This is a genomic window from Hymenobacter sp. DG01, assembly GCF_006352025.1.
In the GTDB taxonomy this organism is placed as follows: domain Bacteria; phylum Bacteroidota; class Bacteroidia; order Cytophagales; family Hymenobacteraceae; genus Hymenobacter.
In genome coordinates this window covers 121,497-147,638 of sequence record NZ_CP040936.1, presented here as the reverse complement: position 1 = coordinate 147,638, position 26,142 = coordinate 121,497, and the positions used below count along the sequence as shown (strand labels likewise).

21 protein-coding genes and 1 tRNA gene are annotated in these 26,142 nt (G+C 59.4%); 11 read left to right on the top strand and 11 right to left on the bottom strand.

What is annotated here, in order from left to right; genetic code table 11:
* Positions 1–110: 110 nt before the first annotated feature.
* From FGZ14_RS00570 to FGZ14_RS00550, 5 genes are all read right to left on the bottom strand, one after another.
* A tRNA-Cys gene (locus FGZ14_RS00570) sits at positions 111–181 on the bottom strand.
* Positions 182–484: 303 nt separating this feature from the next.
* A complete protein-coding gene (gene rpsA, locus FGZ14_RS00565) occupies positions 485–2,311 on the bottom strand; it encodes a 30S ribosomal protein S1 (protein WP_139920148.1) in 1,827 nt (608 codons plus the stop codon).
* A gap of 169 nt (positions 2,312–2,480) precedes the next feature.
* Positions 2,481–2,927, bottom strand: coding sequence for a hypothetical protein (locus FGZ14_RS00560; RefSeq protein WP_139920146.1), 447 nt, complete (start codon positions 2,925–2,927; stop codon positions 2,481–2,483).
* 84 nt (positions 2,928–3,011) lie between these two features.
* The gene (locus tag FGZ14_RS00555; RefSeq protein WP_139920144.1) at positions 3,012–4,076 is read right to left on the bottom strand and encodes an acyl-CoA desaturase; all 1,065 of its coding nucleotides are present in this window, start codon (positions 4,074–4,076) and stop codon (positions 3,012–3,014) included.
* A gap of 157 nt (positions 4,077–4,233) precedes the next feature.
* Positions 4,234–5,475: an RsiV family protein gene (locus FGZ14_RS00550; RefSeq protein ID WP_139920142.1), complete on the bottom strand. Its 1,242-nt coding sequence runs from the start codon at positions 5,473–5,475 to the stop codon at positions 4,234–4,236.
* Positions 5,476–5,637: 162 nt separating this feature from the next.
* On the opposite strand from FGZ14_RS00550, the gene FGZ14_RS00545 reads away from it, so the two are divergent.
* Positions 5,638–6,504, top strand: a complete 867-nt coding sequence (locus FGZ14_RS00545) for an alpha/beta fold hydrolase (protein ID WP_139920140.1) — start codon at positions 5,638–5,640, stop codon at positions 6,502–6,504.
* Between the two features lie 150 nt (positions 6,505–6,654).
* Here FGZ14_RS00545 and FGZ14_RS00540 read toward each other — a convergent pair whose 3' ends face one another.
* The 4 genes from FGZ14_RS00540 to tsaD all read right to left on the bottom strand — a co-directional run bounded on the left by FGZ14_RS00540 (position 6,655) and on the right by tsaD (position 9,835).
* The gene (locus FGZ14_RS00540) at positions 6,655–7,149 is read right to left on the bottom strand and encodes an HNH endonuclease (protein ID WP_110977144.1); all 495 of its coding nucleotides are present in this window, start codon (positions 7,147–7,149) and stop codon (positions 6,655–6,657) included.
* 122 nt (positions 7,150–7,271) lie between these two features.
* A complete protein-coding gene (locus FGZ14_RS00535) occupies positions 7,272–8,078 on the bottom strand; it encodes a C40 family peptidase (protein ID WP_257883304.1) in 807 nt (268 codons plus the stop codon).
* A gap of 165 nt (positions 8,079–8,243) precedes the next feature.
* Complete coding sequence (gene smpB / locus FGZ14_RS00530) at positions 8,244–8,717, bottom strand: SsrA-binding protein SmpB (RefSeq protein ID WP_139920138.1); 474 nt, start codon at positions 8,715–8,717, stop codon at positions 8,244–8,246.
* A gap of 110 nt (positions 8,718–8,827) precedes the next feature.
* Complete coding sequence (gene tsaD / locus FGZ14_RS00525) at positions 8,828–9,835, bottom strand: tRNA (adenosine(37)-N6)-threonylcarbamoyltransferase complex transferase subunit TsaD (protein WP_139920136.1); 1,008 nt, start codon at positions 9,833–9,835, stop codon at positions 8,828–8,830.
* 271 nt (positions 9,836–10,106) lie between these two features.
* Between tsaD and FGZ14_RS00520 the strand changes: the two genes are divergently transcribed.
* From FGZ14_RS00520 to FGZ14_RS00485, 8 genes are all read left to right on the top strand, one after another.
* A complete protein-coding gene (locus FGZ14_RS00520; RefSeq protein WP_139920134.1) occupies positions 10,107–14,693 on the top strand; it encodes a translocation/assembly module TamB domain-containing protein in 4,587 nt (1,528 codons plus the stop codon).
* 72 nt (positions 14,694–14,765) lie between these two features.
* Positions 14,766–15,653: an ABC transporter permease gene (locus FGZ14_RS00515; protein WP_139920133.1), complete on the top strand. Its 888-nt coding sequence runs from the start codon at positions 14,766–14,768 to the stop codon at positions 15,651–15,653.
* Positions 15,654–15,776: 123 nt separating this feature from the next.
* Positions 15,777–16,103: a DUF3098 domain-containing protein gene (locus tag FGZ14_RS00510; RefSeq protein ID WP_139920131.1), complete on the top strand. Its 327-nt coding sequence runs from the start codon at positions 15,777–15,779 to the stop codon at positions 16,101–16,103.
* Positions 16,104–16,229: 126 nt separating this feature from the next.
* Positions 16,230–17,018: an undecaprenyl-diphosphate phosphatase gene (locus tag FGZ14_RS00505; RefSeq protein ID WP_139920129.1), complete on the top strand. Its 789-nt coding sequence runs from the start codon at positions 16,230–16,232 to the stop codon at positions 17,016–17,018.
* A 137-nt stretch (positions 17,019–17,155) separates the two neighbouring features.
* Entirely contained in the window at positions 17,156–18,034 is an 879-nt protein-coding gene (gene truB / locus FGZ14_RS00500; protein ID WP_139920126.1) for a tRNA pseudouridine(55) synthase TruB, read from the top strand.
* 42 nt (positions 18,035–18,076) lie between these two features.
* The gene (locus FGZ14_RS00495; protein ID WP_139920124.1) at positions 18,077–19,021 is read left to right on the top strand and encodes a bifunctional riboflavin kinase/FAD synthetase; all 945 of its coding nucleotides are present in this window, start codon (positions 18,077–18,079) and stop codon (positions 19,019–19,021) included.
* A gap of 214 nt (positions 19,022–19,235) precedes the next feature.
* Positions 19,236–19,934: a CoA transferase subunit A gene (locus tag FGZ14_RS00490; RefSeq protein ID WP_139920122.1), complete on the top strand. Its 699-nt coding sequence runs from the start codon at positions 19,236–19,238 to the stop codon at positions 19,932–19,934.
* A 105-nt stretch (positions 19,935–20,039) separates the two neighbouring features.
* On the top strand, positions 20,040–20,696 hold the full coding sequence (locus FGZ14_RS00485) for a CoA transferase subunit B (protein ID WP_139920120.1): 657 nt from the start codon (positions 20,040–20,042) through the stop codon (positions 20,694–20,696).
* Between the two features lie 206 nt (positions 20,697–20,902).
* On the opposite strand, the gene FGZ14_RS00480 is transcribed toward FGZ14_RS00485, so the two are convergent.
* Both FGZ14_RS00480 and FGZ14_RS00475 read right to left on the bottom strand, forming a co-directional pair.
* Positions 20,903–21,379 carry a hypothetical protein gene (locus FGZ14_RS00480; RefSeq protein WP_139920119.1) on the bottom strand — a complete coding sequence of 159 codons (477 nt, stop codon included), beginning with the start codon at positions 21,377–21,379 and terminating at the stop codon, positions 20,903–20,905.
* Between the two features lie 136 nt (positions 21,380–21,515).
* Positions 21,516–21,992, bottom strand: coding sequence for a hypothetical protein (locus tag FGZ14_RS00475; protein WP_139920117.1), 477 nt, complete (start codon positions 21,990–21,992; stop codon positions 21,516–21,518).
* A gap of 234 nt (positions 21,993–22,226) precedes the next feature.
* On the opposite strand from FGZ14_RS00475, the gene FGZ14_RS00470 reads away from it, so the two are divergent.
* Positions 22,227–23,867 (top strand): bifunctional GNAT family N-acetyltransferase/carbon-nitrogen hydrolase family protein, encoded by a 1,641-nt coding sequence (locus FGZ14_RS00470; RefSeq protein WP_139925964.1) that lies wholly within the window; start codon positions 22,227–22,229, stop codon positions 23,865–23,867.
* Between the two features lie 243 nt (positions 23,868–24,110).
* A complete protein-coding gene (locus FGZ14_RS00465) occupies positions 24,111–26,117 on the top strand; it encodes a DUF4394 domain-containing protein (RefSeq protein WP_139920115.1) in 2,007 nt (668 codons plus the stop codon).
* Positions 26,118–26,142: the final 25 nt, after the last annotated feature.

Here is a 26,142-nt window from a genome sequence, read left to right as displayed (position 1 = left end):
CATTGAATCAGCTGAGTTATAAGCTGAGCCGCACAAAGCGGCGCTAAAATGCAAAAACCCCGGTCGGGGCTAATCGACCGGGGCACTAGGCACTCTGAAAACAGGAAAAGAGGTGACGAGCGGATTCGAACCGCTGTAGGAGGTTTTGCAGACCTCTACCTAGCCACTCGGTCACGTCACCAGTGGTTTTGAGGATGCAAACATACGTCTTAATCCGGCTTCTGCCAAGCCAGCCAGCGTATTTTCGCTTGCCTATTGGGTAAGTAACTGTATTTCTGATGGAAATTTTGTGGCTATCAGGTTTCTGCGGCGAATGGGATTGCCACTCTAGATAAAGCAAGGAATCTGGGTTGGTGAGCTGCTGTGCAACTCAGATTTCTCGTTCTGCTCGGAATGACACCCCTCCTACCCTCTGCTACAACAAAAAGGCCCCGGATTGCTCCGGGGCCCTCTGCTTCAGGTAGCCTACGTGAGGCCGGCGAAATTACTCGCCGCCCTGCTCGTTACCCAGCATCTTGTCGCGCAGAGCCGACAGAGCGTCCAGGTCACCGAGGGTCGATTTCTCGGCCGGCTGAGCCTTTTTCAGGTCGCTCAGTTTGCCTTCGCCCTGAGCGCCGGCAGCGGCACCAGTAGCAGGCTTCTTCTTCGCGAACTTGGCAGCGCGGCTGTCTTCTTCCTGAGCCTGGTTGAACACCGCAGTGTGCGACAGCACGATGCGACGGTCATCTTTCGAGAACTCAACCACGCGGAAGTCCAGCGTTTCGCCGTTTTCAGCGTTGCTGCCGTCTTCCTTCACCAGCGACTTCGGATAAGCGAAGCCTTCGATGCCGTAAGGCAGTTCGAGAACCGCGCCACGGTCGTTTTTCTCGGTGATGGTAGCCTTGTGTACCGAGCCGGGGGTGAACACCGTCTGGAACGTATCCCAGGGGTTTTCTTCCAGCTGCTTGTGACCCAGGGCCAGACGACGGTTGGCTACGTCCAGCTCCAGAACTACCACGTCCAGACGATCACCCACCTTCACAACTTCCGAAGGATGCTTGATCTTCTTGGTCCACGACAGGTCGGAAACGTGCACGAGGCCGTCCACACCTTCTTCCAGCTCTACGAACAGGCCGAAGTTGGTCAGGTTGCGCACCAGACCGTTGTGGTTGGTACCTACGGCGTACTTCGTAGCGAAGTCACCACGGGTCCACGGATCTTCGGTCAGTTGCTTGATGCCTAGGCTCATCTTGCGGTCTTCGCGGTCGAGGGTCAGGATCTGAGCCTCTACTACGTCGCCCTGCTTGATGAAGTCCTGCGGGTTACGCAGGTGCTGGCTCCACGACATTTCCGAAACGTGGATCAGGCCTTCTACGCCGGGGATGATTTCCATGAACGCACCGTAGTCGGCAACGTTCACGATGCGGCCTTTCACTTTCGAGCCTACGCCCATATCGGCGGGCAGCGAATCCCATGGGTGAGGAGTCAGCTGCTTCAGGCCGAGGCTGATACGCTTCTTGGCTTCGTCGAAGTCCAGAACTACGATGTTCAGCTTCTGGTCGAGCTGCAGTACTTCGCTCGGGTGAGCGATACGGCCCCACGAGATGTCGGTGATGTGCAGCAGACCATCTACGCCACCGAGGTCGATGAACACACCGAAGTTGGTCATGTTCTTGATAACGCCCTCGAGGATCTGGCCTTTTTCCAGGTTGTTGAGGATGGCTTCGCGCTGCTTCTCGAGGTCTTTCTCGATCAGGACTTTGTGCGAAACTACCACGTTGTCGAAAGCAGCGTTGATTTTCACCACTTTCACTTCCATACGACGACCAACATAGATGTCGAAGTCACGGATGGGCTTCACGTCAATCTGCGAGCCGGGCAGGAAGGCCTCAACGCCGTCCAGATCCATGATCAGACCACCTTTGGTGCGGCGCTTTACTACCCCTTCGAGAACGGTGTCGTTCTCCAGAGCGTCGTAAATAGCTTTCCAAGCCTGCTTGATCTTGGCCTTCTTACGGCTCAGGATCAGCTGACCGTTCTGGTCTTCCTGGTCCTCGATGAATACCTCTACCTCGTCGCCCACTTTCAGCTCGGGCAGGTCGCGGAATTCGGAGAGGGGCACCAGACCATCGGATTTGAAGCCGATGTTCAGGATTACGTCGCGGTCAGTGATGCCCACCACGGTGCCTTTGATTACTTCTTCTTCCTGGACGGTGTTCAGCGTGCTGCTGTACATCTGCTCCATCTCAGCGCGCTGCTCAGCGGTGTAGTTGCCACCGAAAGCGTTAGCCGAGACGTTGTCCCAGTCGAAGTTGTCTACTACTTCTGCCATGATATAGCGGATGGCCCTCGTGTACACGTCCGGCGCAGGGCCCGCCTCCGGAACGCGTTTTTACTTGATACACAGCACCGAAGTACCGGCCTCGCCACCCTGGCGGGGCGGCAAAGATACGGAGTTTAGAGCGATTTGCTACAGCCTGCGAGCTTATTACTAAACAACTTTATGCTGTCTGAGACAGTGTGTTAACCAACTTCATAAGGTCTCTTCGGCCTAGTTCTACATTCAGTTCTTTTATAAATGCAGTAGCAGCCATTACCAACTCCTGCTCGTTGAGGGGCTTGGAACAAGTAAATTTTTGCCAGATAGAGTGAATAAGGTAGCGCTTACTACCAACCGGTTCCAACGTTAGTATTGCTCCTGCTACTTCATCATAATCCATCGTGAAATACTCCATGGACGTTACTTTGCCTGTTGTCGTAACTTTCACTAACCACTTATTCAGTTCGAGGCCCAATTCAACCAATAATATATCTGGTTCATGGAAGAACACCTGTCCGTCAATTTTGATAATCAACTCTCCCTCTAGGTAAGCTAAAGCGTATTTCACCTGATCATCAACAGGACAACTCCGAATAGTAAATTCCAATTTGAGTTCTGAATCTATCATTGAATTTGAAATAGCAGGTAGTCCAGTAACAGGAATAGCGGCTCCATTGAAGCCGCTATTCCTGTTAATAATACTTAAGCTTTCCTACCCCCTACCCAACTCGCGCAAGTGCGCCACGTGCGAAGCTACCGCGTAGCGCATCTTGGGGTACTCGTTGTACTCCACGCCGAACTCCGCGCATACCTGGCGGATAATCTTGTTCAGGGCGGGGTAGTGAACGTGGGAGATATTGGGGAACAGATGGTGCTCGACCTGGAAGTTGAGGCCGCCCACCAGCCAGCTAATCACCTTACTGTCGGTAGCGAAGTTGGCAGTGGTTTTCACCTGGTGAATGGCCCACTCGTCTTCAATCTTGCGGGTGGTTTCGTGGGGTATTACAAAGCTGGTGTGCTCCACGGTGTGGGCCAGCTGGAAGACAATGCTCAGGGTGAAACCAGCCACGGCCGCGAATACTAGGAAGCCTACTAGCCAGGCCACAAAGCCGGTGGTGTAGATGGGCAGCGCCACGAACAAGCCCAGGTGCAGGGCCTTGAAGCCCCAGAACACGCCCTGATCAGAGGCCGTCATCTTCTTGATGGGCATTTCGCCGATTTTGCCGCGGAAATACTTCTGGTAGTCCATGTAGAAAATCCAGGCGATGAACAGCAGGGCGTAGAAAAACCAGAAATAGAGGTGCTGGAAGCGGTGCAGCTTGCGGCGGGGCTGCTCCGGGCTCAGGCGCAGCCAGGGCTGTGCGTCGAGGTCATCGTCCACGCCTTCCACATTGGTGTACATGTGGTGGATGAGGTTGTGCTTGGCATTCCACATGTAGGAGTTGCCACCCATTACGTTCAGGGTGAAAGCGGCAAACTGGTTCATCCACTTCTTTTTGCTGAAGGAGCCGTGGGCGCCGTCGTGCATGACGTTGAAGCCGATGGCGGCCCCGATGAGGCCCAGCAGCACGCACTCCAGCACGGCCAGCGCGGCGGAAGGTGTCCAGAATACGACGTGGAGGTACACAACCACAAAGGCAGTCGTCAGGATGAGGGCCTTCATGAACAGGCTGGTACCGCCGGTGGTGGATTTACCGGCCTCCTGAAAGTAGGCGTTGGTGCGGCGCTTCAGCTCCTGGTGAAAAGAGCGGGAGGCCGCGAATTTGGGTGCTTGCATAAAGGTGGTGTGGAGAAACTGCTACAAAGATACCGGTTCTGCTGCCGTAGTTCAGCTGAAGGCCCGGAATGGCCGGATTTTGCACACCGCCCGAGTTAAGGACAAGACCTGCGTGGCGCGGGTGGCTCCTTGGTAAGCCCAACGGCGCGTACTTCGTTCATTTCCGTACTACCTCCCCCCTACCTCCTACGGGTAACCCAGGCTTCAGGAGGGGCTGCAGGGCCGTAAAGGGCACGAACACCCGGATTTCACCTTGGGCATAGGAGGCTACCTCGTAGGGAGCATACACAAACATGGCCCCGCCGCCGGTCAGGTACACGTTTGAGGTAGCGGGCAGGGTATTTTCGAACAGCACATTGGAAAGGGGCTGCCCGGGCTTCAGGCCCAGTGCCAGGCGGGCGTAGCGGCCCAGCAGCTTTTCCAGCTGCGCTTTGGTGCCAGGCCGGAAAATATCGGTGGAGCGCAGGCGCCGCCCCGTGCGGGTATCGTAGCTGGCAACGGTGGTACCGTAGTTGCCGTGGGCCCCGCCACTGTAGTAGTAGCCGAAGTACCCGATGCTGAGCAGGTCGCCTTCGTTCCAGAGCACGTAGGTACTGGTCTGGTCCTCGTAGCGGAGGGTAGCAAACGGGCGGTAGCTGCTGGTATCGTTTTCCAATTCCGTCAGCATCAAGCCAACTTCCTGCTGATAATCGGAGGTAAAGCTGCTGAGCTGCTCTTTCCAGAGGGTTTCCAGAGCCGGAACCGGCTTACTATCGAGGGTGTCGCCGCGCAGACCCCGCAGAATGTTCGCCGTCAGCGCCTCTTTTGCTACCCCCGAAACCGGCACTAAGGCATGCAGGGAGGTGCGGCCCCGAATGGTATCCTGTGGATGATCGGGGCGGGCGGGAACCTGGGCGGCAAAGCTGCGCGACACCATTTGGATGCCCCGGGGCGGCTGTACCAACTGCAGCCGCACAGGCCGCCCCTCGCGCGTGCCGACCAGGGTAGCCCCCTGCTGCCGCAGGCGCCACACCGGACTCACGTAATTATCGTCGGTGGCTTCGCTGCTGATGTCGCGCAGGGTAAGACTGTCGGTGCCGGCGGGCATGCTCCCGTCCAGGTCATGGGGCCGACCATCGGCGGCGGTATAAAAGCCCACCAGTCCGGCGTTGGTCGTTTCCTCGATCGTACTAGGCAGGCGCTGCAGATGCACCGTAATGCTGTCTGAGGAGCCCGGCAGCAACCCGCGGTACTGCCGGTACCAGGTGTTGGGCGAATCGGTGAGGGCGGGTTGGGCCGGGTCAGTGGTGGCCGCCGGGGTAGCAGCAGGTGTTTGCGCGACGGGCTTATCGGAGCGGGAGTTACAGGCCGTCAGGGCGGCGCCCAGCACAAGGCCAGGAAGAAGAAAACGGACTAGCATGAGGGAGTGAAAAAGAAGGGAAGCTCAGGGGTCAAAGAAAGGAGAATTGCGCCTGATCTGGCCGATGGTACAACATATTGGCATCAGCAAGCCACCTAGCCTAGCTCATCCGTATGACGATAAACAGATTTTATTGACCTCACACTTTCACTCCCTTCCTGTATGAGCTACATCAAAGTAGGCACTGACGCCAACGGCAGCGACGTAAAACTGCACTATATCGACCAAGGCACCGGCAACCCTATTGTATTGATTCACGGCTGGCCCGCTACGTATGAAATGTGGGAATACCAGCTGGCTGAGCTGCCCAAACACGGCAACCGCGTGGTGGCTTATACCCGCCGGGGCTTCGGCAACTCTTCCAAAACCTGGGAGGGCAACGACTACGATACCTTCGCCGACGACTTGAACGCGGTGCTGGAGGCTTTGGACCTGCAGAACGTGACACTGGTAGGCTTCTCGATGGGTGGCGGCGAAGTAGCCCGCTACATGAGCCGCTACGGCGGAGCCCGCGTGGTACGGGTGGCCTTTGTGTCGGCCGTGACGCCCTTCCTACTGAAAACCGACGACAACCCCGACGGCGCCGACAAGTCGGTGTTCGATGATATGGTGGAGAACATCCGCAAGGACCGGTTCGATTTTCTGCAGAGCTTCGGCAAGAAGTTTTTCGGCGTGGGCACCATTAAGCACCCGGTAAGCCAGGCTACCCTTGACTGGATGCAGGCCATGTGCCAGCTGGCCTCGCCCCGCGCCACGGAGCAGTGCGTCTATGCCTTCGCCGCCACCGATTTCCGCCAGGACCTGGCAACCCTGAAGGTTCCTACCCTGGTCATCCACGGCAGCAGCGACGAAACCGTACCGGCCAAGAACAGCGGGGAGCGGATGACTCAATACGTACCCCACGCGCAGTTTGTGGAGTATAGCGGCGCGCCCCACGGCCTGTTCGTGACGGAGAAAGACCGCCTCAACCGCGACCTGCTGGCCTTTGTCAGCGGAGGTAAGGTAGGCGGCACGGCCGATCAGTATTAGTAACGGCTTGTTCTAAGCCACGAAAAAAGCCCCTGACTTTCCGTTAGGGGCTTTTTTCGTGAACTAAGCTGAGAATGTGGCCGACCTGAGCGCGGCGGCTATTGCCGGTAGCAGCAACAAAAAACCGGTCAGCCACGCGGGCTGCCGGTTTTAGTGGAGGTAGGGATGCCAGTTCTGGTCGAGGGTGCCGGCACTAAGCTTGAGGAAACCCGTGAGGGTAGGCTTTTTGGGCTGCTGCCGGATGGTGAGGCCGGCTTCCTGTGGGGTGCGGTGGCCTTTGGCGTGGTTGCACCGCGCGCAGGCCGTGAGCAGGTTGCTCCAACTGGAGTCGCCGCCCCTACTTCGAGGCAACACGTGGTCCAGGGTCAGGTTTTTCGTGGAGCCGCAGTACTGGCACTCGAAATGGTCCCGCTTCATCACGTTGTGCCTGCTAAGGGCAATGCCTTTGTAGGGCACGCGCACGTAGCGCTGCAACCGGATAATGCTGGGCTTGGGGTAGGCTTTGCTTACCGTGCGCAGCACCCCATTTTCGGACTTGGCAATCAGCTCGGCTTTTTCCAAAAACAGAAGCACGAAGGCCTTCTGTACACTGCACAGCGTGATAGCCGTGTAGTCACCGTTCAACACAAGCACTTTTTGGTCCATACACGCTAAGAAAAAAGAATCTGGTCTGCCAGAAAGCTAGATGATTCTTAGCGCATTAACAACAGTTGTGGGTTGTGAGTTGCCGGTTGCTGAATATTCATTTTTCCGGATAAGCCCGGGAGTTAATCATCGGGGAGGATGCGCTTGATCAGGCGTAGCTTGTGGGAGTATTTCTGCCAGTCGCGGCGGAAGATGCCGTTGTGGTCCAGGGGGTCGATGCGGACCTCGCCGCTGGCATGAATGATTTGCTGATCTTCCAGCAGCAAGCCTACGTGGATGATGCGCCCCTCGGCATTGTCGAAGAAAGCAAGGTCGCCGGGACGGGTCTGGGAAACGAAATGCACGGTTTGGCCCATATCGATCTGCTGGCTGGCGTCGCGCGGGAGCTGCACCCCAATCAGGCCGTAGAGCTGCTGCATCAGCCCCGAGCAGTCAATACCGAACAACGTTTTGCCGCCCCACAGGTAGGGCGACTTCAGAAACGTGAGAGCCATTTTCTGGAGCAGGCGCAGGCGCTGGTCGGCGGGGCCGTGGGGACCGTGGCCGTTCTGGGGGTTGGTGGCGGCGCCGTTGTAGAACAGCTGCCGCTCGCCCAGGCGTAGGGTCATGCCATCGTAGAAGGGCAGGCGCGTGCCCAGCGTTACCGGAATGCGGCTGGCCGAGTCGCTCACCATCTGCACCACGTCCAGGGTGCGCGGGTGGTCCTGGGCCTGCCAGGCGTGCAGGTACTCCGGCGTTACAGGCAGATGCTGCTTGACATCAATCCAGCCCACGTACTGGTCGGCAGTTAGCTGAATCTGGCGCCACTGGTCTTGGGCACGCAGAATGGAATAGCACTCCCCAAAGATGAGCTGAGTAACAATTTCGGCCTTGTCTGAGGGTTCGGCTCGCACCGGCACGGCGCTCAGGGCGCATATTCCGTAGTCCACTGAGTGAATGAATGATTGAGTGATTGAGTGAATCGCCGTTAAAGTGGCGCGGAACCCTGGTTAAGCAGTTCACCCATTATATAATTTACACGAAGCTCCTGCTTATAACGCAGCCCGCCAAACATCAACCCGAAAACTCACTCATTCACTCATTCACTCATTCGCCTAATAGTCCCGGGCACGGTCCATTTCGCGCTTCTGGTCTTTGGCTTTCAGGTCGTCGCGCTTGTCGAAGAGCTTTTTGCCTTTGGCCAGGGCAATTTCCAGCTTGGCGAAGCCCCGGTCGTTCACGAACATCCGGATGGGAATGATAGTGAGGCCCTGCTCCTGATTTTTGTTGGCCAGCTGCTTCAATTCGCGCTTGTTGAGCAGGAGCTTTCGGGGGCGGGTGGGCTCGTGGTTGTTGTAGGTACCCTCCGTGTACTTGGCAATGGTAAGGTTGTGCACCCACAGGCTGCCATCGGGGTGGAAGGTGCAGAAACCGTCCTGAATCTGCACGCTACCGTCGCGGATGCTCTTGATTTCGGTTCCCTGCAGCATAATGCCCGCGTCGTACTTCACGATGAACGCGTATTCGTGACTGGCGCGGCGGTTGAGAATATTAACGCGCTTGGGAGTATCGTCTTTTTTGGTTGCCATAAGGAAGGAGCCACGGAAAGGGTGGCAGTAGCAAGGTTCGCAAATGCCGGGGGCAAGGTTGCGAAACAGGTTCGGGGAAAGTAAGGGGTAGGGTTTGCAGGCTTGGATTACTACCCCAGCTTCAGGCGCGGATCGGAGCTGACGAGCTGATCGGCAAAGTCGCCGGCCTCGTACTGAAACTGGGCCGTCATGGCCACCATCCCGGCATTGTCGGTGCAATATTGGAAAGCCGGAATAAACACCTGCCAGCCCTGAGACTCAGCCTCCTGCTGCAGGGCCTGGCGCAGGCCACTGTTGGCCGCTACCCCGCCAGCCAGGGCAATCTGGGTGAGGCCCTGGTCGTGGGCGGCGCGGCGCAGCTGGCGCAGCAGCGTCTGGATGATGGTGTGCTGGATGCTGGCGCAGAGGTCGGCCAGGTTTTCCTGCACAAAGTCGGGGTTCTGGGTCGTTTCCTTTTTGAGGAAGTAGAGCACCGCTGTTTTCAGGCCACTAAACGAGAAATCGTAGCCCGGCATGGCTCCTACGGGGAAGGGGAACCGGGTTGGGTTGCCCTGGCGGGCCAGCTTATCGAGGTGGGGGCCGCCGGGATAGGGTAGGCCGAGCAGCTTGGCGGTTTTGTCGAAGGCTTCGCCGGCCGCGTCGTCAATAGTCTGGCCGATGATTTCCATATCCAGGGCGCTGCGCACTACCACCAGCTGGGTGTGGCCGCCGCTGACGGTGAGGCACAGAAACGGAAACACGGGGCGCGGGGCGTCAATGAAGTGGGCCAGAATGTGAGCCCGCATGTGGTTGACGGCAATCAGGGGTTTGCCCAGGGCCAGGGCCAGCGTTTTGGCGAACATGCCGCCTACCAGCAAGGAACCCAGCAACCCCGGCCCCTGAGTAAACGCCACCGCATCGAGGTCCTGCTTGCTGATGCCGGCTTTCTGCAGAGCCGCCTCCACTACCGGAATCAGGTGCTGCTGGTGGGCGCGCGAGGCCAGTTCGGGCACTACTCCCCCGTACTGCTCGTGCACCTGCTGGGTAGCCACCACGTTGGAGCGAATTTCACCACCTGCCAGTACGGCGGCCGAGGTATCGTCGCAGGAAGATTCGATGGCGAGAATGACGGGATGCATAGGGAAATGAGCAGAAAGGGAAGGAATCAACCTATTTTAGAATCAGTGACTGCCAAAGTAACATAGGCCGTAGGGGCAAGCCCTGCTCCCTACCTCCTTGATTCAGCGCAAAGGTCGGGGCAAAACACCAGATTGCCGCCGCTTGCGTTTTTAACTAACCTTGGCGCGGCCCGTAACGTTTTTCCGCCGGGCTTATTTGCCAGGCAACGGTGAGGGCCAACCCTGTATCTTTGCTTCGGGCAGCCTGTTGCTTCCCTTGTTTCTGCCGTCTGTGCCTCGTTTTCTGTCCGTCACGCTCAAGGTTCTGTTTGCCCTGCTCCTGCTGGTGATTCTGGCGGTGGTAGGTGCACTGGTGGCCTTGCGCATTCCGAGCGTACAGACCGACCTGGCCCAGCGCGCCGCCAGCATCCTCACCGATAAGCTGGGGCAGAAAGTGCTGGTAGGCCGGGTGGATGTGCGCCCCTTCTCGCGGGTGCTGTTGGAAGGCGTGCGGGTCCTTGACCGGCGCGGCAATGAGCTGTTCAACATCGGGCGGGCCGACGCGGACATTCGTCTGTTCACCGTCTTCGACCCCAGCCACCTGCACGTGGGCAAGCTCACGCTTGAAGAGCCGCGGTTCAACTTGGTTACCTATAAGGACCAGCCCGATTCTACTACCCTCACCCAGTTCATCAGCTCCGTGAAGCGCCTGCTGGGCCCCTCCGATACCACCAAAGTCAGCAAGCCTTTCGACTTTAAGATCGAAGCCATTGGCCTGCGCAATGGCCGCTTCGTGCTGGAGCGCCAGGATGTGCCGCGCATCCCGGAGTATGGCCTGTCCATGGATTACGCCCACATGTACCTGGACAGCATCTACGCCGATGCCGACCAGCTCTGGTTTAAGGGCGACACGATTCACGCCAATATCAAGGGGATGCGCACCGTGGACACGCCCTCCGGCACACGCCTGCGGGAGCTGACCTCCGACATGACCTATTCGGGCAAGTTCTGGGAGTTTGATAAGATGATGCTGCGGGTGCAGAATAGCCAACTCAGCAACTACGTCCGCTTTGAGTACGACCACTTCCTCAACTTCACCGATTTCAACGACTCAGTAAAGGTCATTGCCCGGCTCCAGCCCAGCCGCGTTAACTCCGACGACATTGCCAAGTTCGCGCCCCAGAAGTTCATGCGCGAGCTAAAGGAAACTGTCCTGATTTCGGGGCAGGCCAAGGGCTACGTTCGCAACTTCACCACCAAAAACCTCGACATCCGCTACGGCCGCAACTCGCGGGTGAAGGGCGACATCAACGTGGAAGGCCTGCCGAATATCAAGGAAAGCTTCGTGGAGATGCGCCTGCAGCCCTCCGTAATTGATGGGCGCGACATCCGGCGCTATATCCCGGCCTCGGGCTGGCCCTACGTGCAGCGGTTGGGGGTAGTGAAACTCAAAGGCCAGTTTTTGGGCTTCTACAACGACTTTGTAGCCAACGGCTCGTTCCAAACGGCCCTGGGCTCGGTGGTCAGCGACGTTAACCTGAAATTCAAGACCGACCCGCGCTACTCCAGCTACGAGGGGCAGGTACGCACCACCGGCTTTCAGCTGGGCCGGCTGCTAGGCGATGAAAGCGTGGTGCGTGACGTGACCATGAACGGCAAGGTAGCTGGCGTCGGTTTCGACCTGAGTACGGCCCGCCTTACGGCTAACGCTACGGTGCAAAGTATTTGGCTGAACGGCTACCGCTACCGCAACATTACCACCAACGGCAAGTTCAGCCGCGAGTCGTTCACGGGCACCGTGGCCGCCAACGACCCTAGCCTGCAGTTTGACGCCGACGGTACCATTGACCTGAACAAAGCCACTCAGGCCTTTGATGTGCGCGCCCGCGTCCGCCGCGCCGACCTGCGCGCTCTGGGCCTGACCCGCCAAAGCGTAACCGTAGCCACTACCGCCGATGTGAAGTTCCGGGGGCTGAAGCTGGACAATCTGCTGGGCTACGTGCGCCTGCGCAACTCCCGCCTGGCCTATGCCGGCCGCACCGTGCCGATTGACACCCTGGACGTAATCAGCCGCTATGGGGGCGGGCAGCGCCGCCTCACGGTGCGCTCGGAGGTGCTGAACCTGGACCTGGCCGGCAGCTTTACGCCTACCACGGTGTTGCGCGACGTAACGACCCTGGTGACGGAGTACCGCCTCAACTTCCAGAGCAACGACGCGGCCATTGCCGACTACTACCGCCGCAAGCGCCAGCGCCCCCTCCCCGACTACCAAATTGCCCTGAACCTTTACCTGAAGCGCCCGAACCCGGTGCTGCACCTGTTTATGCCCCAGCTGTCCGTTTCCGACTCTACCCGCATCGACGGTAGTTTCCGCAACGGACAAACCTCGTTTTTTCAGCTAGGAGGGCACATTAACCGCTTCCGCTACGACAGCCTGCAACTGGCCGACAGCGACTTTGACCTGACGACTTCCAAGCTACCCTACCAGCCCGAGGTGCTAGCCCAGGCCAGCGTTACCTCGGCGCGGCAGCGGGTACCGGGGCTGGGTGCCACCGAGAACTTTTACGTGGAAGGCGTGTGGGACCAGGAGCGCATCAACTTCTCGACCTCCCTGGCCCAGACGGGCACCACCAACAAAGCTCAGATCAACGGGGCTCTGGCCTTCCTCAACAACGCCGTGCAGATTACCTTCCGCCGGTCGGGGGTGAATGTGCTGGGCCGAGAATGGGCCATTGCCCCAGACAACTCCCTGCTGATTTCGGGGGGCGGTAAGGAGTTCGACTTTCAGAACGTGACCCTGAGCAACGGCACCCAAAGCATCAGCGCCCAGGGCTTCCTTTCCGAAAACCCCAACAAGCCCCTGGCTCTTACCGTCAAGGATTTTGAGCTTTCCACCCTCAACGGCCTGACCGGCGGGCAGAAGTTTGCCGGCCGGGTAAATGCCCTGGGCACCATTAGCGGGGTGTACGGGCCGCTGGTCATCAACTCTACCCTGCAGGTTGATTCTCTGCAGATGGATAACGTGTTAATTGGCGACGTGGCCGGCCGCGGCGACTGGGACAATGCCGCCAAGCGCCTGGCCGTGAACCTGGACGTGGAGCGCGACCAGCAGCGCGTGGTAGCCGTAACGGGCACCTATACGCCCAGCGCCGAAACCCAGCAGCTCAACCTGACCGGCGTGCTGGATAATGCCCCCGTGAAGCTGGCCGAGCCTTTTCTGAACACCTTATTCCGGGATGTGCAGGGCACGGCCGTGGGTACGCTACGTCTCACGGGCCGGCTCGCGGCCCCGGTGCTTACCGGCAACATCGATGTGACGGATGGCCAGTTGACCTTTATCTACCTGGGCACCACCTACACCTTCACCGACCGGATCCGCTTTCTGGAAGACCGGATTGCCCTGCAGAACATCACCGTGCGCGACCCCCAGGGTAATACGGGGGTAGTAAACGGCAACATCTTCGAGCGGGGCTTTCAGGATATGCGCCTGGATCTGAATGCCTCTTTCCGCAAGCTGCAGGTGCTGAACACCACCCGCAAGGATAACGAGCTGTACTTCGGGCAGGCTTACGCCACGGGTACGGCCGTAGTGCGCGGCCCGGCCGACAACCTGTTCATGAACGTGACGGCCCGCAGTGAGGCCGGCACCCGGGTTTCCCTACCCTTCGATAACGCGGCCAAGGCTGAGCAGGCCAACTACATCCGCTTCGTGAACCGCAACCTGCCCGACACGGCCGGCACGAAAACGGTGGCCGTAGCCGGCACCACCGACTTGTCGGGCATTCGGCTGAACATGAACCTCGACATTACTCCGGATGCTTACGTGGAGTTGCTGCTGGATGAAAGCACCGGCGACATCATCCGGGGTACGGCTACCGGGCAGCTGCGCCTGAACATTGATACCCGCGGCGACTTCAACATGTACGGGCAGGTAGAGATTGTGCGCGGGGCCTACAACTTCACCCTGCAGGGGCTGGTAAACAAGGAATTTGTGGTGCGGCCTGGCGGCACCATTGCCTGGAACGGCGACCCGCTGGCCGGCGAAATGAACGTAACGGCCACTTATACCCAACGCACCTCGCTGGCGCCCATCGTGTTCAATACGGGCTCTACGGGCAGCAATGCGGTGGTGGTGCCGGTAACGGCCGTGATGAACCTGACGGGGCCCTTGCTGCAGCCCATCATTAAGCTTAACCTGGAGTTCAACGATATTCCCTCTTCTCTGGAAGGCGACCTGGCTCCGTTCTTCTCGGCTATCCGCAACGACGAGCAGGAGCTGAACCGGCAGGTATTCAGCCTGGTGGTGTTCCGGCAGCTGACCCCGGTAGGCTCCCTGGCTGTCACGCGGCTGGAAGGCGGCAACAACGCCCTGGGCAACAGCCTGGGCCAGATTATCTCCACCCAGTTGGGGCTGCTGACTTCGCAGATTGACCCCAACCTCGAAATCAGCTTTAACCTGAACGGCCTGACCGCCGATGACCTGCAGGCCCTGCAGCTGCGCCTGAGCTACTCCTTCCTCAACGGCCGCCTGCGCATTACCCGCGAGGGTAGCCTGGGCAGCAACACCGGCACGGGCGTACCGGGTGGGCCGCAGCCGGTAGCCAACGCCCAGAACTCCCTGATCGGGGACCTGAGCCTGGAATACTACTTGCGCCCCGATGGGAAATTCCGGGCCAAGCTGCGCTACGAGACTACCCCCCGCGACCTGACCGGCCTGAGCCAGGTAAACCAGGCCCGCGCCGGCGTATCGTTGCTGCACACTGAGCAGTTTGATTCGTTCCGGGAACTGGTGGCCCGTAAGCGCCTGCGCCGCCGCGACCAGAACGCCCGCAAAGCCCGCGAACTACAAATCGACGACGACCCCCGCACCAGTATGTGAATGAGTAATTGAGTGAATGAGTGAGTTAATCACTTGTTTACTCAATTACTCACTCAATCACTCATTCACCTTATGAACCGACCAACCCGAAAGAAGAAGCTAGGCAGCTACCCGCACACCATGGTGGTGTTCAGCATTACACTGGCGCTGCTGGTTATTGGCTTGTTCGGGCTGCTGCTGATTCATGCCCATAAGATTTCGACGCTGGTAAAGGAGAACCTGGAAATGCAGGTGTACCTGGAGCGCGGCCTACCGGAAACCCAGCTCCTGCGGCTTCAGCAGGACCTTTCGCGCAAGCCCTACGTGGCCCTTAAGGACCAAAAGCCCCAGGTGCGCTTTCTGTCCAAAGAGGAAGGCGCCAAGCAGCTCATCGACCAGACCGGCGAAGACTTCCAGCAATTCCTCGGCGACAACCCCCTCCGCGACGCCTACCTCCTGAAAATCAACGCTGACTTTGCCGACGCCCAAAACCTGGCCCGCATCAAGCAGGAGCTGAAGCAGGAGCCGGGCGTGTTTGAGGTGGAGTATGTGGAGAGCCTGATTACCTCTGTGAATGAAAACCTGCGTAACGTGGGCCTGGTGCTGCTGGGCTTCGCGGCGGTGCTCACGTTCGTGGTGGTGGTGCTCATTAACAATACCATCAAGCTGGCTCTGTTCTCCCAGCGCTTCCTGATCCGGAGCATGCAGCTGGTAGGGGCTACCTCCTCTTTCATTCAGTGGCCCTTCCTGCGGCGGGCCGTGTGGCAGGGCCTGGTGAGCGGCATTCTGGCCGGGCTGCTGCTGCTGGCGCTGCTCCAGTACGCCTACCTGCAGCTGGAGGAGCTACGCCTCTTCCGCGACGAGCGCCTGATCGGGGCCCTGGTGGCCGTACTGGTGCTGCTGGGCATGGGCATTGGCTTCCTGAGCTCCTGGCGCGCCGTGCGCAAATACACTGGTATGTCACTAGACGAACTTTATTAAATAAGGAAATAGAGAATAGTCAAGCCTAACGTTCAACTGGCGCTACTTGCGCACTTGAAACGTCGACTCCACCTGTTCATTAATTCACTATATCCCCATTTCACATTCCCTACCTTTGCCCCCATGGAACCGAATACAACTCCTCGCTTTGCTTTCGGGCCGCGCAACTACCGGCTGATGTTTATCGGGCTGGCAGTGCTGGCCGCGGGCTTTATCACGATGACCCTGGACTCGGAAGATTACGGGGAGGGTTTTCTGGGCATTACCCTCGGGCCGATTTTGCTGGCCATTGGCTTCCTGATTGAGTTCTGGGCCATCATGACGCGCCCCGGCACTTCCGCGCCCGTTGCCCGTGATACTACCACAACCAGCACGGTGCCCTCCCAACCTACCCCGGCAGCCCCGGTTGCTCCGGTTGCTACCCCGCAGGCTCCTACTTACAAGCGTTAATTTTTTGGGTCTTATGACCTGAGTGGGGGTAGCACCCTGGCCGATGCTTCCGCGTACCGCTGTGTGCGCCGGACGTGTGGCAGGCGCCTACCCCCATTCAGGCCATAAGACCCTAACTTCCTTGCTATGTCCTACTGGCACGCGCTGCTGCTGGCTATTGTTGAAGGTCTGACCGAGTTTCTGCCCGTTTCCAGCACGGGGCACATGATTATCGTGGCCAACCTGCTCGGCATCGGGCAGCTGCCCTTCACCGATACATTCATTACCTCCATCCAATTCGGCGCCATTCTGTCGGTGGTGGTGCTGTACTGGCGGCGCTTTTTGCAGAGCTTCGACTTTTACCTGAAGCTGGCGGCGGCCTTTATTCCGTTCGGTATCCTGGGTTTTCTGTTGAAGGACGTCATTGAGGCGCTGCTGAAGGATGTATCGGTAGTGGCCTGGGCGCTGGTAATCGGGGGCATTGTCCTACTGTTCGTGGACCGGCTGTTTACCGGGGAGCGGAAGCAGGTGACGACTCCGAATTTCGGACAGGCCATCCGGATTGGCTTGTTTCAGTGCATTGCCCTGATTCCGGGCGTGTCGCGCTCTGCTGCTACCATCGTGGGCGGCCTGGCCCAGGGTTTCGACCGGCGCTCAGCCGCCGATTTCTCCTTTCTGCTGGCCGTGCCTACCATGTTCGTCATCACGGCCTACCAGCTCTACAAAACCTTCAAGGTAAGCGCCCCGGGCGCCGAGGACATCAAGCTGCTGCTGTTCGGCAACGTGGTGGCTTTCATCGTGGGTCTGCTGGCCGTGAAGTCATTCGTTGATTTTGTGTCGCGCTTTGGCTTCCGGGCCTTTGGCCTCTACCGCATCGTGGTGGGCGCCGTTATTCTGCTGATGCTGGCCCTGGGCATCCCGCTCCAGATTATCTAGCCACGTACTGCTGTCGTCCCAACGCAGGAAGAATCTGAGTTAAGCCGTTGAATGGTAAAACCAGATTCCTCCTGCGTCGGAATGACAGGTTGCCGATTGTTAAGGGGGTAGCCACGTCCCTTACCCCCCTCTTGCTTATGGAATACCCCGAACACTCCCCCGCCCAGCTGCCTTCCGAAGCCGCACCTGCTTCACTTCCTGCGTTCGACTTTGAAACCGGCGAGGTGCTGCTGGTGGATAAGCCCCTCACCTGGTCGTCGTTTGATGTGGTGCGCAAGGTGAAGAACACGCTCCGCATCAAGAAAATCGGGCATGCGGGCACCCTCGATCCGCTGGCTACCGGCCTGCTGATTTTGTGCACGGGCAAGAAAACCAAGGAAATCGACCAGATTCAGGCCCAGGAAAAGGAGTACACCGGCACCTTCCGCCTCGGCCAGACTACCCCCAGCTTCGACCTGGAAACCCCCGTAGATCAGGAGCTCCCCTACGAGCACCTGACGGAAGAGCAACTCCGCGCCGCCCTGTTGCCGTTTATTGGCCTGATAGAGCAAACCCCGCCCCTGTTTTCGGCAGTGAAAGTGAACGGCGAGCGGGCCTACGAGGTGGCGCGCCGGGGCGGTGAGGCCGAAATCAAGAGCAAGCAGATTACCATCCGGGAGTTCGAGCTGACCCGCATTGCCCTGCCGGAGGTTGATTTCCGGGTGACGTGTTCCAAGGGCACCTACATCCGCAGCCTCGCCCGCGACTTTGGGGCGGCCCTGGGGGTAGGCGCCCACCTGACCAAGCTGGTGCGCACCCGCATCGGGCAGTATAGTCTCACCGATGCCCTGACCATGGAAGCCATTCAGGCCCTGCGCCCGCCGCGCCCGGCCGGGGAGGCCGAGCGGCCGGAACGCCCGCGGCGGCAGCGTCAGCCGGAGCGTCGCGCCGGCCTCGACTACTTCAACGCCACCCACGCTGCTCCTACCCCTCCCTCGGGCGAAGAACCTCAGCAGGCTCTGGGCAGTACACTCTAGCGCAGTCCGGCTCACGTTTCACTTCTTACCTTCTCACCGCTGATGCACATCATTCAGGACCCCACGCAGTTTCCGCACCTTGGCAATGCCGTGGTTACCAGCGGCACTTTCGATGGGGTTCATGTGGGGCACCAGCAGATTCTGCGGCGCCTGCGCGAGGTGGGTCGGTACACCGGCGGCCCCACGGTGGTCATTACCTACTGGCCCCATCCGCGCCTGGTGCTGGCGCCCCCGCCTACCCACCCCGAGCCCCGGGACCTGTACCTGCTCAACACCCTGGAGGAACGCACCGCTAAGCTGGCCGAAATGGGAGTTGATTACCTGCTGACCATCCCGTTTACCCGGGAGTTTGCGGCCTGGACGTCGGAGGAATACATTCAGAACATTCTGCTGCGCACGGTGGGCACCCGCACCCTGGTTATCGGCTACGACCACCGGTTTGGCAAGAACCGGGAAGGTGGCTTCGACTACCTCAGCCAGCACGCGGATCGCTACGGCATGAGCGTGGAAGAAATTCCGCGCGAAGACGTGGACGCGGTGGGCGTGAGCAGCACCCGCATCCGGCGGGCCCTGGAAGCCGGCGACGTGCAAACGGCCAACCGCTACCTCGGCTACGCCTACCCCCTCACGGGCATGGTAGTGAAAGGCCGGCAGCTGGGCCGCACCATCGGCTGGCCCACGGCCAATATTGCCTGCCCCGAGCCCCTGAAGCTGATTCCAGCCCGGGGCGTGTACGCCGTGCGCGCTACTACGGCGGCCGGTACTACCTACCCCGCCATGCTCAACATTGGGGTGCGCCCCACCGTAGCCGGCGGCCTCGACCAAACCGTGGAAGCTCACCTGCTCGGCTTTGAGGGCGACCTGTACGACCAGGATTTGCGGGTAGAATTCATAGCCCGCCTCCGCGACGAACAGAAATTCAATGGCCTCGATGCCCTGAAGGCCCAGCTGGCCCAGGACGCCGACTCGGCCCGGGCGGCGCTGTAAGGGAATTGGGGAACATGGCATTAGGGATAAAGGACTAAAAAGAGAGGAGGAAAGGAGAATTAAATAAAGGATGAGAAGCCAAGAGAATAGCTAGGCGTTGGTCAGCATCGGCAGGCCCTGTTTTTACGTTACGACTCTCCTCTCTTATCCTATATCCCACATCCCTTATCCTTTATCTTTTATCTTGCCGCTCCCCAAACCACCCATTTTTCCCATGATCAACAAAGTAGTGGCCGGTCCGGCCGAAGCCTTGCACGGCCTCCGCGACGGCATGACCCTAATGCTGGGCGGCTTCGGCCTGTGCGGCATCCCCGAAAACTCCATTCAGGAAATTCTGCGCCTGGGCGTGCGAGGCCTCACCTGCATCAGCAACAACGCCGGCGTCGATGACTTCGGTATTGGTCGCCTGCTTCAGACCAAGCAGGTGCGCAAGATGATTTCCAGCTACGTGGGCGAAAACGCCGAGTTTGAGCGCCAGTTGCTGAGCGGAGAGTTGGAAGTAGAATTGATTCCGCAGGGCACCCTAGCCGAGCGGTGCCGGGCCGGCGGCGCGGGCATCCCGGCCTTCTACACCCCGGCCGGCTACGGCACGGAGGTAGGCGAAGGCAAGGAAAGCCGGGAATTCAACGGTAAGATGTACCTGCTGGAAACTGCCCTGCACGCCGATTTTGCTTTCGTGAAAGCCTGGAAGGGCGACACGGCCGGCAACCTCATCTACAAAGGCACGGCCCGCAACTTCAACCCCATGATGGCCACGGCCGGCAAAATCACGGTAGCTGAGGTAGAGGAGCTGGTGCCCGCCGGTGAGCTGGACCCTAACCAGATTCATACGCCCGGCATTTTCGTGCAGCGCATTTACCAGGGCCAGAACTACGAGAAGCGCATCGAGCAGCGCACAGTCCGGCAGGGGTAAGGAGGTGATGATGGGAAAGCTGAGGTGGCAATAATACTTGCCCTCGACCTTTCCACGAAGTCCTTTTCAACCTCATCACTTCATCACCATTTACCTCATCACTCCATGTTAGATAAACACGGCATTGCCCGGCGCATCGCGCAAGAAGTAGAAAATAACTCCTACGTAAACCTCGGCATCGGCATCCCGACCCTGGTGGCGAACTACATTCCGGAGGGCATCAATGTAGAGTTGCAGAGCGAAAACGGCCTGCTGGGCATGGGCCCCTTCCCCACCGATGCCGAAGTGGACCCCGACCTCATCAATGCCGGCAAGCAAACGGTAACCACCCTACCCGGCTCCAGCCTCTTCTCCTCCGCCGATTCCTTCGCCATGATTCGCGGGGAACACGTGGACCTGACTATCCTGGGCGCCATGGAAGTATCAGAAACCGGGGATATTGCCAACTGGAAGATTCCGGGCAAAATGGTGAAGGGTATGGGCGGCGCCATGGACCTGGTGGCCTCGGCCAAGAACATCATCGTGGCCATGCAACACGTAGCCAAAGATGGCTCCAGCAAACTGCTACCCCAGTGCACCCTGCCTATCACGGGCCTACGCTGCGTCAAGAAAATCGTGACTGAACTGGCCGTGCTCGACGTGACGCCCGACGGCTTCGTGCTGCGCGAGCGGGCTCCCGGCGTCACGGTGGAGCAAATTAAAGCCGCCACCGCCGGCAAGCTGGTTGTGCCGGATGAAGTACCGGAAATGACCGGCGTATAAGGGAATGAGGTGTCATGGCGAGGCGCTAGCCGAAGCCATATGTACTGACAACTGTCTCTACCCCCTTAAGATGTGACAAGCCCTTGACGACTGTGCGAGCGTCAAGGGCTTGTCACATTATTAGGTCTGTCACATGCAGAGGAAGGATGGCTTCGCTCCACTCGCCATGACACCTCATTACTACTCACCTGTCACTATTCACCTCATCACCTACTCCCCAAAAACGCCTTGGCCATAATGTGCTTGGCGGCTTCGAGGGTGAAGTGGGAGAAGTAGCGCTGGAAGTGAGCCAAGGCATCCGGGGCCGATAGCCCGCCGGCTTTCACGGCGTCGGCGAGGTAGAAGGCCAAGGTTTCGGGTTGGCCGGTAAGGGCCGGAAATTCGTGGTGGTCTTTGTAGCGGCTCAGAATGTTTACGCGCAGGGAGGGGGTAGCACCCGGCACCTGGCGCAGCAGCCGTTCCATTAGCAGCTGCACTTCATCCATAAACATGGTGCGAACCAGGCCCGGCGGGGCGGGTACGGTTTGGCCGGCTACCGCTGTCAGGAGCACGGCAGCGGTGGTTTCGGGCTCCCAGCGCGTGGCGTTGGGTGGGGCGCACAGCCAGGCCGTGGGCGGGAATGCCTCCGGGGCACGCAAGATGCGCTCCAGCGTTTGCAGACGTCGTTCTTCGGGCGGTAGCATATGGCAAGGTACGCAGGAATGCGGCAGCCGGACAGCCTACCCGGTTGCCGTGCGGCAATGCTACTGCCGGGCAGCCTATGGGTGTCGTCCTGCTAAAAAGGCTACCGTGGGCCCGCAACGTGTTGCACCGGCAACGTCAGCGCCCCAGCTGTTGTAGCTGCTGATGCGCCTCTACTTGCTCCGCAGCCGCCATATTCATCAGCCTGATTTCGACCCCACCCGTCTCATCGGGCAAGCCAACTGTAAATGTGAAATAGGTGTTGCCAAACCAGCCTGTTTCCAACTGGACCGGACCTACAGCCGACCATGGAACAAGTAGTGGTGGGTGCCCAATGCGGAAGGGGAACAGAACGGCAAGGCCCAATCCGGCCGGACTGCAGCAAAGCGTCAGCACGCCCCGGTAATCTACCTTGGAGCTGATATCATCCGTTCGCCGTAGCGAGGCAGTCAGCATCCGGAAGGTTGCCGCGTTTTCCGGTGGGGTGGTGCTGGCCCGGAAGTGCTGCGCGAGCTGCCTCCAGCCGTTTAGCGCCAACAGCCAGCTGATTACGGCCCAGAAAGCTGCGAAGCCTAGCAGGGACATTGGCGCGGGTAGCGTAGGGGGAGCGGGCATGGCAAGGGTAGCCTCTGCTGCATTAAAGGCGGCTCGAATCTAGCGGATTTCCTAGCTCACACTTGATCTTTTCGCCATCAAAGTTGTTGTGCAGCCGTAAGACCAGCGCCCGGCCCGGCAACTGACCGGTATCTTTGCGCTGCTTTCCCCGAAATTCTCCTCTGATTTTATATGGCAACGAGTTCTAACGGCAAGGCCAGTGGTAGCCACGCCAAAAAACAAACCTTACCCGGCATGCCCCAAAACCCGGAGCTGCTGACCCCTACCGCCATTCCGGCTCACAAACTGGTGCTGCGCACGCTGAAGCGCGGCGACTTTAAGGCCGTGAAGGAAATCATGGACAAGGTGTACTCCAATATGGAGGGATCTTGGGCGCAGGATGAGTACAACGCCCTGCTGAAGAAATTCCCGGAGGGCCAGATCTGCATCGAAGACAACGGGCAGATAGTAGCCGCGGCCCTGGCCATCATCGTGCAGTACTCCGATTTCGGCGACCGGCACACCTACGCCAAGATTACCGGCCATGGCAAGTTCAACACCCACAACCCCGACGGCGACACTCTCTACGGCGTGGATGTATTCGTGGACCCTGAATACCGCTCGCTGCGCCTGGGCCGGCGCCTCTACGATGCACGCAAGGAGCTCTGCGAAAACCTGAACCTGCGGGCCATGGTTGCCGGCGGGCGCATTCCGGGCTACGCGGCCTACGCCAACGAAATGACCCCGGCCAAGTACGTGGAAATGGTGCGGGCCAAGGAAATTACCGACCCCATTCTCACCTTCCAGCTCGCCAACGAGTTTCACGTCCGGAAAATCATCCGGGGCTACCTGCCCTACGACTCCGAATCGAAGGCCTACGCTACCCTGCTGGAGTGGATCAACGTGTACTACGATGAGGAATCGGACAAGCTGATCGGCAACCAGAAGTCGAACGTGCGCATCGGCATTGTGCAGTGGCAGATGCGGGCCACCAAAAACCTGGAAGACTTTTTCCAGCAGATGGAGTTCTTCGTGGACACCGTGTCGGGCTACAAGGCCGACTGCGTACTGTTCCCGGAGTTCTTCAACGCACCCATGATGGCGCTTACCAACGAGGAGTCGCCCTCGGTGGCTATCCGCTCGATGGCGGCCTTCACCGAGCCCATCAAAACCAAGATGATGGAGCTGGCCGTGAGCTACAACATCAACGTAATTGCCGGCTCCATGCCGCTTTACGATGATGGCAAGCTCTATAACGTAAGCTACCTCTGCCGCCGCGACGGTACCGTGGACGAGCAGTACAAGCTGCACGTAACCCCCGACGAGGCCAGCTACTGGGGTATGCGCGGCGGCGACAAGCTTCGCTGCTTCGATACGGACTTCGGTAAAATCGGCATCCTGATCTGCTACGACGTGGAGTTCCCCGAACTCTCGCGCATGTTGTCGGATGAGGGCATGAAGATTCTGTTCGTGCCCTTCTGGACCGATACCAAGAACGCCTACCAGCGTGTGCGCCTCTGCGCCCAGGCCCGGGCCATCGAAAACGAGTGCTACGTAGCCATTACCGGCTCGGTGGGCAACCTGCCCCGCGTAGAGAACATGGACATTCAGTACTCGCAGAGTGCCGTGTTCAGCCCCTCCGACTTTGCCTTCCCCCACGATGCCATCGTGGCCGAGGCGACGCCGAACACGGAAATGACCCTGATTGCGGACCTAGACCTGGACCTGCTCAAGGACCTGAACACTAGCGGAGCCGTGCGTAACCTCCGCGACCGGCGCAAGGACCTGTACTCGCTGAGCTGGAAGAAGACCGAGCGCGACGACGAGCTGCTGGCCCAGGGCGAGGAGCGCGTGCAGAAAAGCACCAGTCGCCGCAAGGCAGTAGCCGCCGGCTAAGCCTACCCTTCTCTTTACCTTCAACGGCCTGTCAAGCACGCTTGACAGGCCGTTTTGCGTAGGGCGGTGGGTGTATTTTTTTGGCTTTATGCCTCAGAAATAGCCCTGACAAGCAAATAGCATTAAAAGGAAATTAATTACTGCTGAGGTAAAGCCCGGGCGGCCCGTCACCTCGTATCTACCTCAGCCTATATAGGCCAACCACCTTAAACCTGTCATCCATTCACTAATTCTACTTCGTTCATGTTTACACAATCTACTCGCCGGAAGGCGGCCCGGCGGGGCAGCTTCCTGTTGGGCGCTCTGGCCCTGGCTGCTACTCTGGGCACGGCGCAAGCTCAAACGGTATATGGCTTATCAGCCACACTCAACCCCGCTGTAGTTAACCTGGTATCGTTTGACCTGGCTACGCCGGGCACGTTCACGGCCACGGTGCCAATTACCGGCTTCACGGCCGGCCAAACGCTGGTGGGCATTGATTTCCGGCCTAATACGGGCGAGCTGTTCGCGCTGGGCTACACTGCTACCGGCACCCAGGCGCAGCTGTACACCATCAACCGCACGACGGGGGTAGCCACGGCCGTAGGCACAGCTCTCACGCTGGATTTGGGCACAGACCTCACCCGGATTGGCTTTGACTTTAACCCCACCGTGGACCGCATCCGGGTTACGGCCGGCAACCGCACCAACTTTCGCCTGAACCCCAACAATGGCGCCCTGGCCTTTACCGATGGACAACTCACCTATGCCACCGGCGACGCCAACGCTGGTGCCACGCCGGTGGTGGGCTCTTCGGCGTACACCAATAGCTACATCGGGGCCACCGGCACTACCCTCTACAACCTCGATGAGGCCAACAGCCGCCTGGTGCGCCAGGACCCGCCTAATAACGGCACTTTGGTCACGGTAGGCGCCTTGGGCGTAAGTGTGAACGGGGCCAACCGAGTATCGGACCTCGATATTTACTACAACCCTACCACCAACACCAACACGGCCTACCTGACAGTAGCTACCGTAACCAGCGCCACAGCTGCCTCCACTACTCTGTACACAGTAAACCTGAACACGGGCGCGGCTACATCGGTGGGCACCCTGGGCTCGGGCGGCCTGACTGCTGTTACGGACCTGGCTTTCCAGATTACCCGCCCGGCTACCCTGCCGGCCGTAACGGGCCAGCTGGCCTACGCTCTGGCCGGCACCAACCTGCTCACGTTTGATACGGCCACGCCGGGCACCATCCGGACTTCGGTGGGCCTGACGGGGGTAGCAACTTCCCAGACCATTGTGGGCATGGATGTGCGCCCTCTGAACAACGCCCTGTACGCGTTGGGCTACGATGCCACGGCCCAAACCGGCCAGCTGTACACCATCAATGCCAATACGGGGGTAGCAACTCCGCTGGGCGGCACCCTGGCCCTACCCCTGGGCACGGGCAGCATTGCCTTCGATTTTAACCCCAGCGCCGACCGCATCCGGATTGAGGGTGTAAACCGGGCCAACTTCCGCATCAACCCCAACGACCTTTCCGTGGCACCTATCACGGATGGCACCCTGACCTACGCCACCGGCGACGCCAACGCCAGCGCCACGCCGGCCATTGGCTCGGTGGCGTACACCAACAGCTACCCCGGTCCGGCCGGTACCACGGCCACGCCCCGCACCACCACTCTGTTCGGCTACGATGAGGCCCTGAACGTGCTGGTGCGCCAGGACCCGCCCAACGCGGGCACCCTCACGACCATCGGGGCCTCCACAGTTACGGTAACGCCCGGCGCCAACGTGGACATGGACATCTTTAGCACGGCGGAAAACACCAATACCGCCTACCTGGTCGCTACCTCGGGCGGCTCGCTCAACTCCAGCCTCTACTCCCTGAACCTGACCACCGGCGCGGCCACGGCCCCCATGATGATCGGCAACGGCATTACCGTCCGCGACATTGCCATTGCGGGCGCGGCGGGCGTAACCACCGGCATTCGTCGGCAGGAGGTAGCCACAGGCTTCGTGCTCTACCCTAACCCCGTTACGGCTACTTCCCAGCTAAGCTTCCGCCTGCCCCGTACCGGCCAGACCGAGCTGATTCTGACCGATGCCCTGGGCCGCACGGTAGAGCGCCAGGCGGCCGGCACTTTGGCCGCCGGTGCCCACACCCTCAACTGGCAACCCACCAACCGCCGCGCGGGCATTTACTTCCTGCGCCTGACGGTAGATGGCGAATCGGCCGGTACGCAACGCATTGTAGTGCAATAACTCAGAAGCTGATACCCAGCTCAGG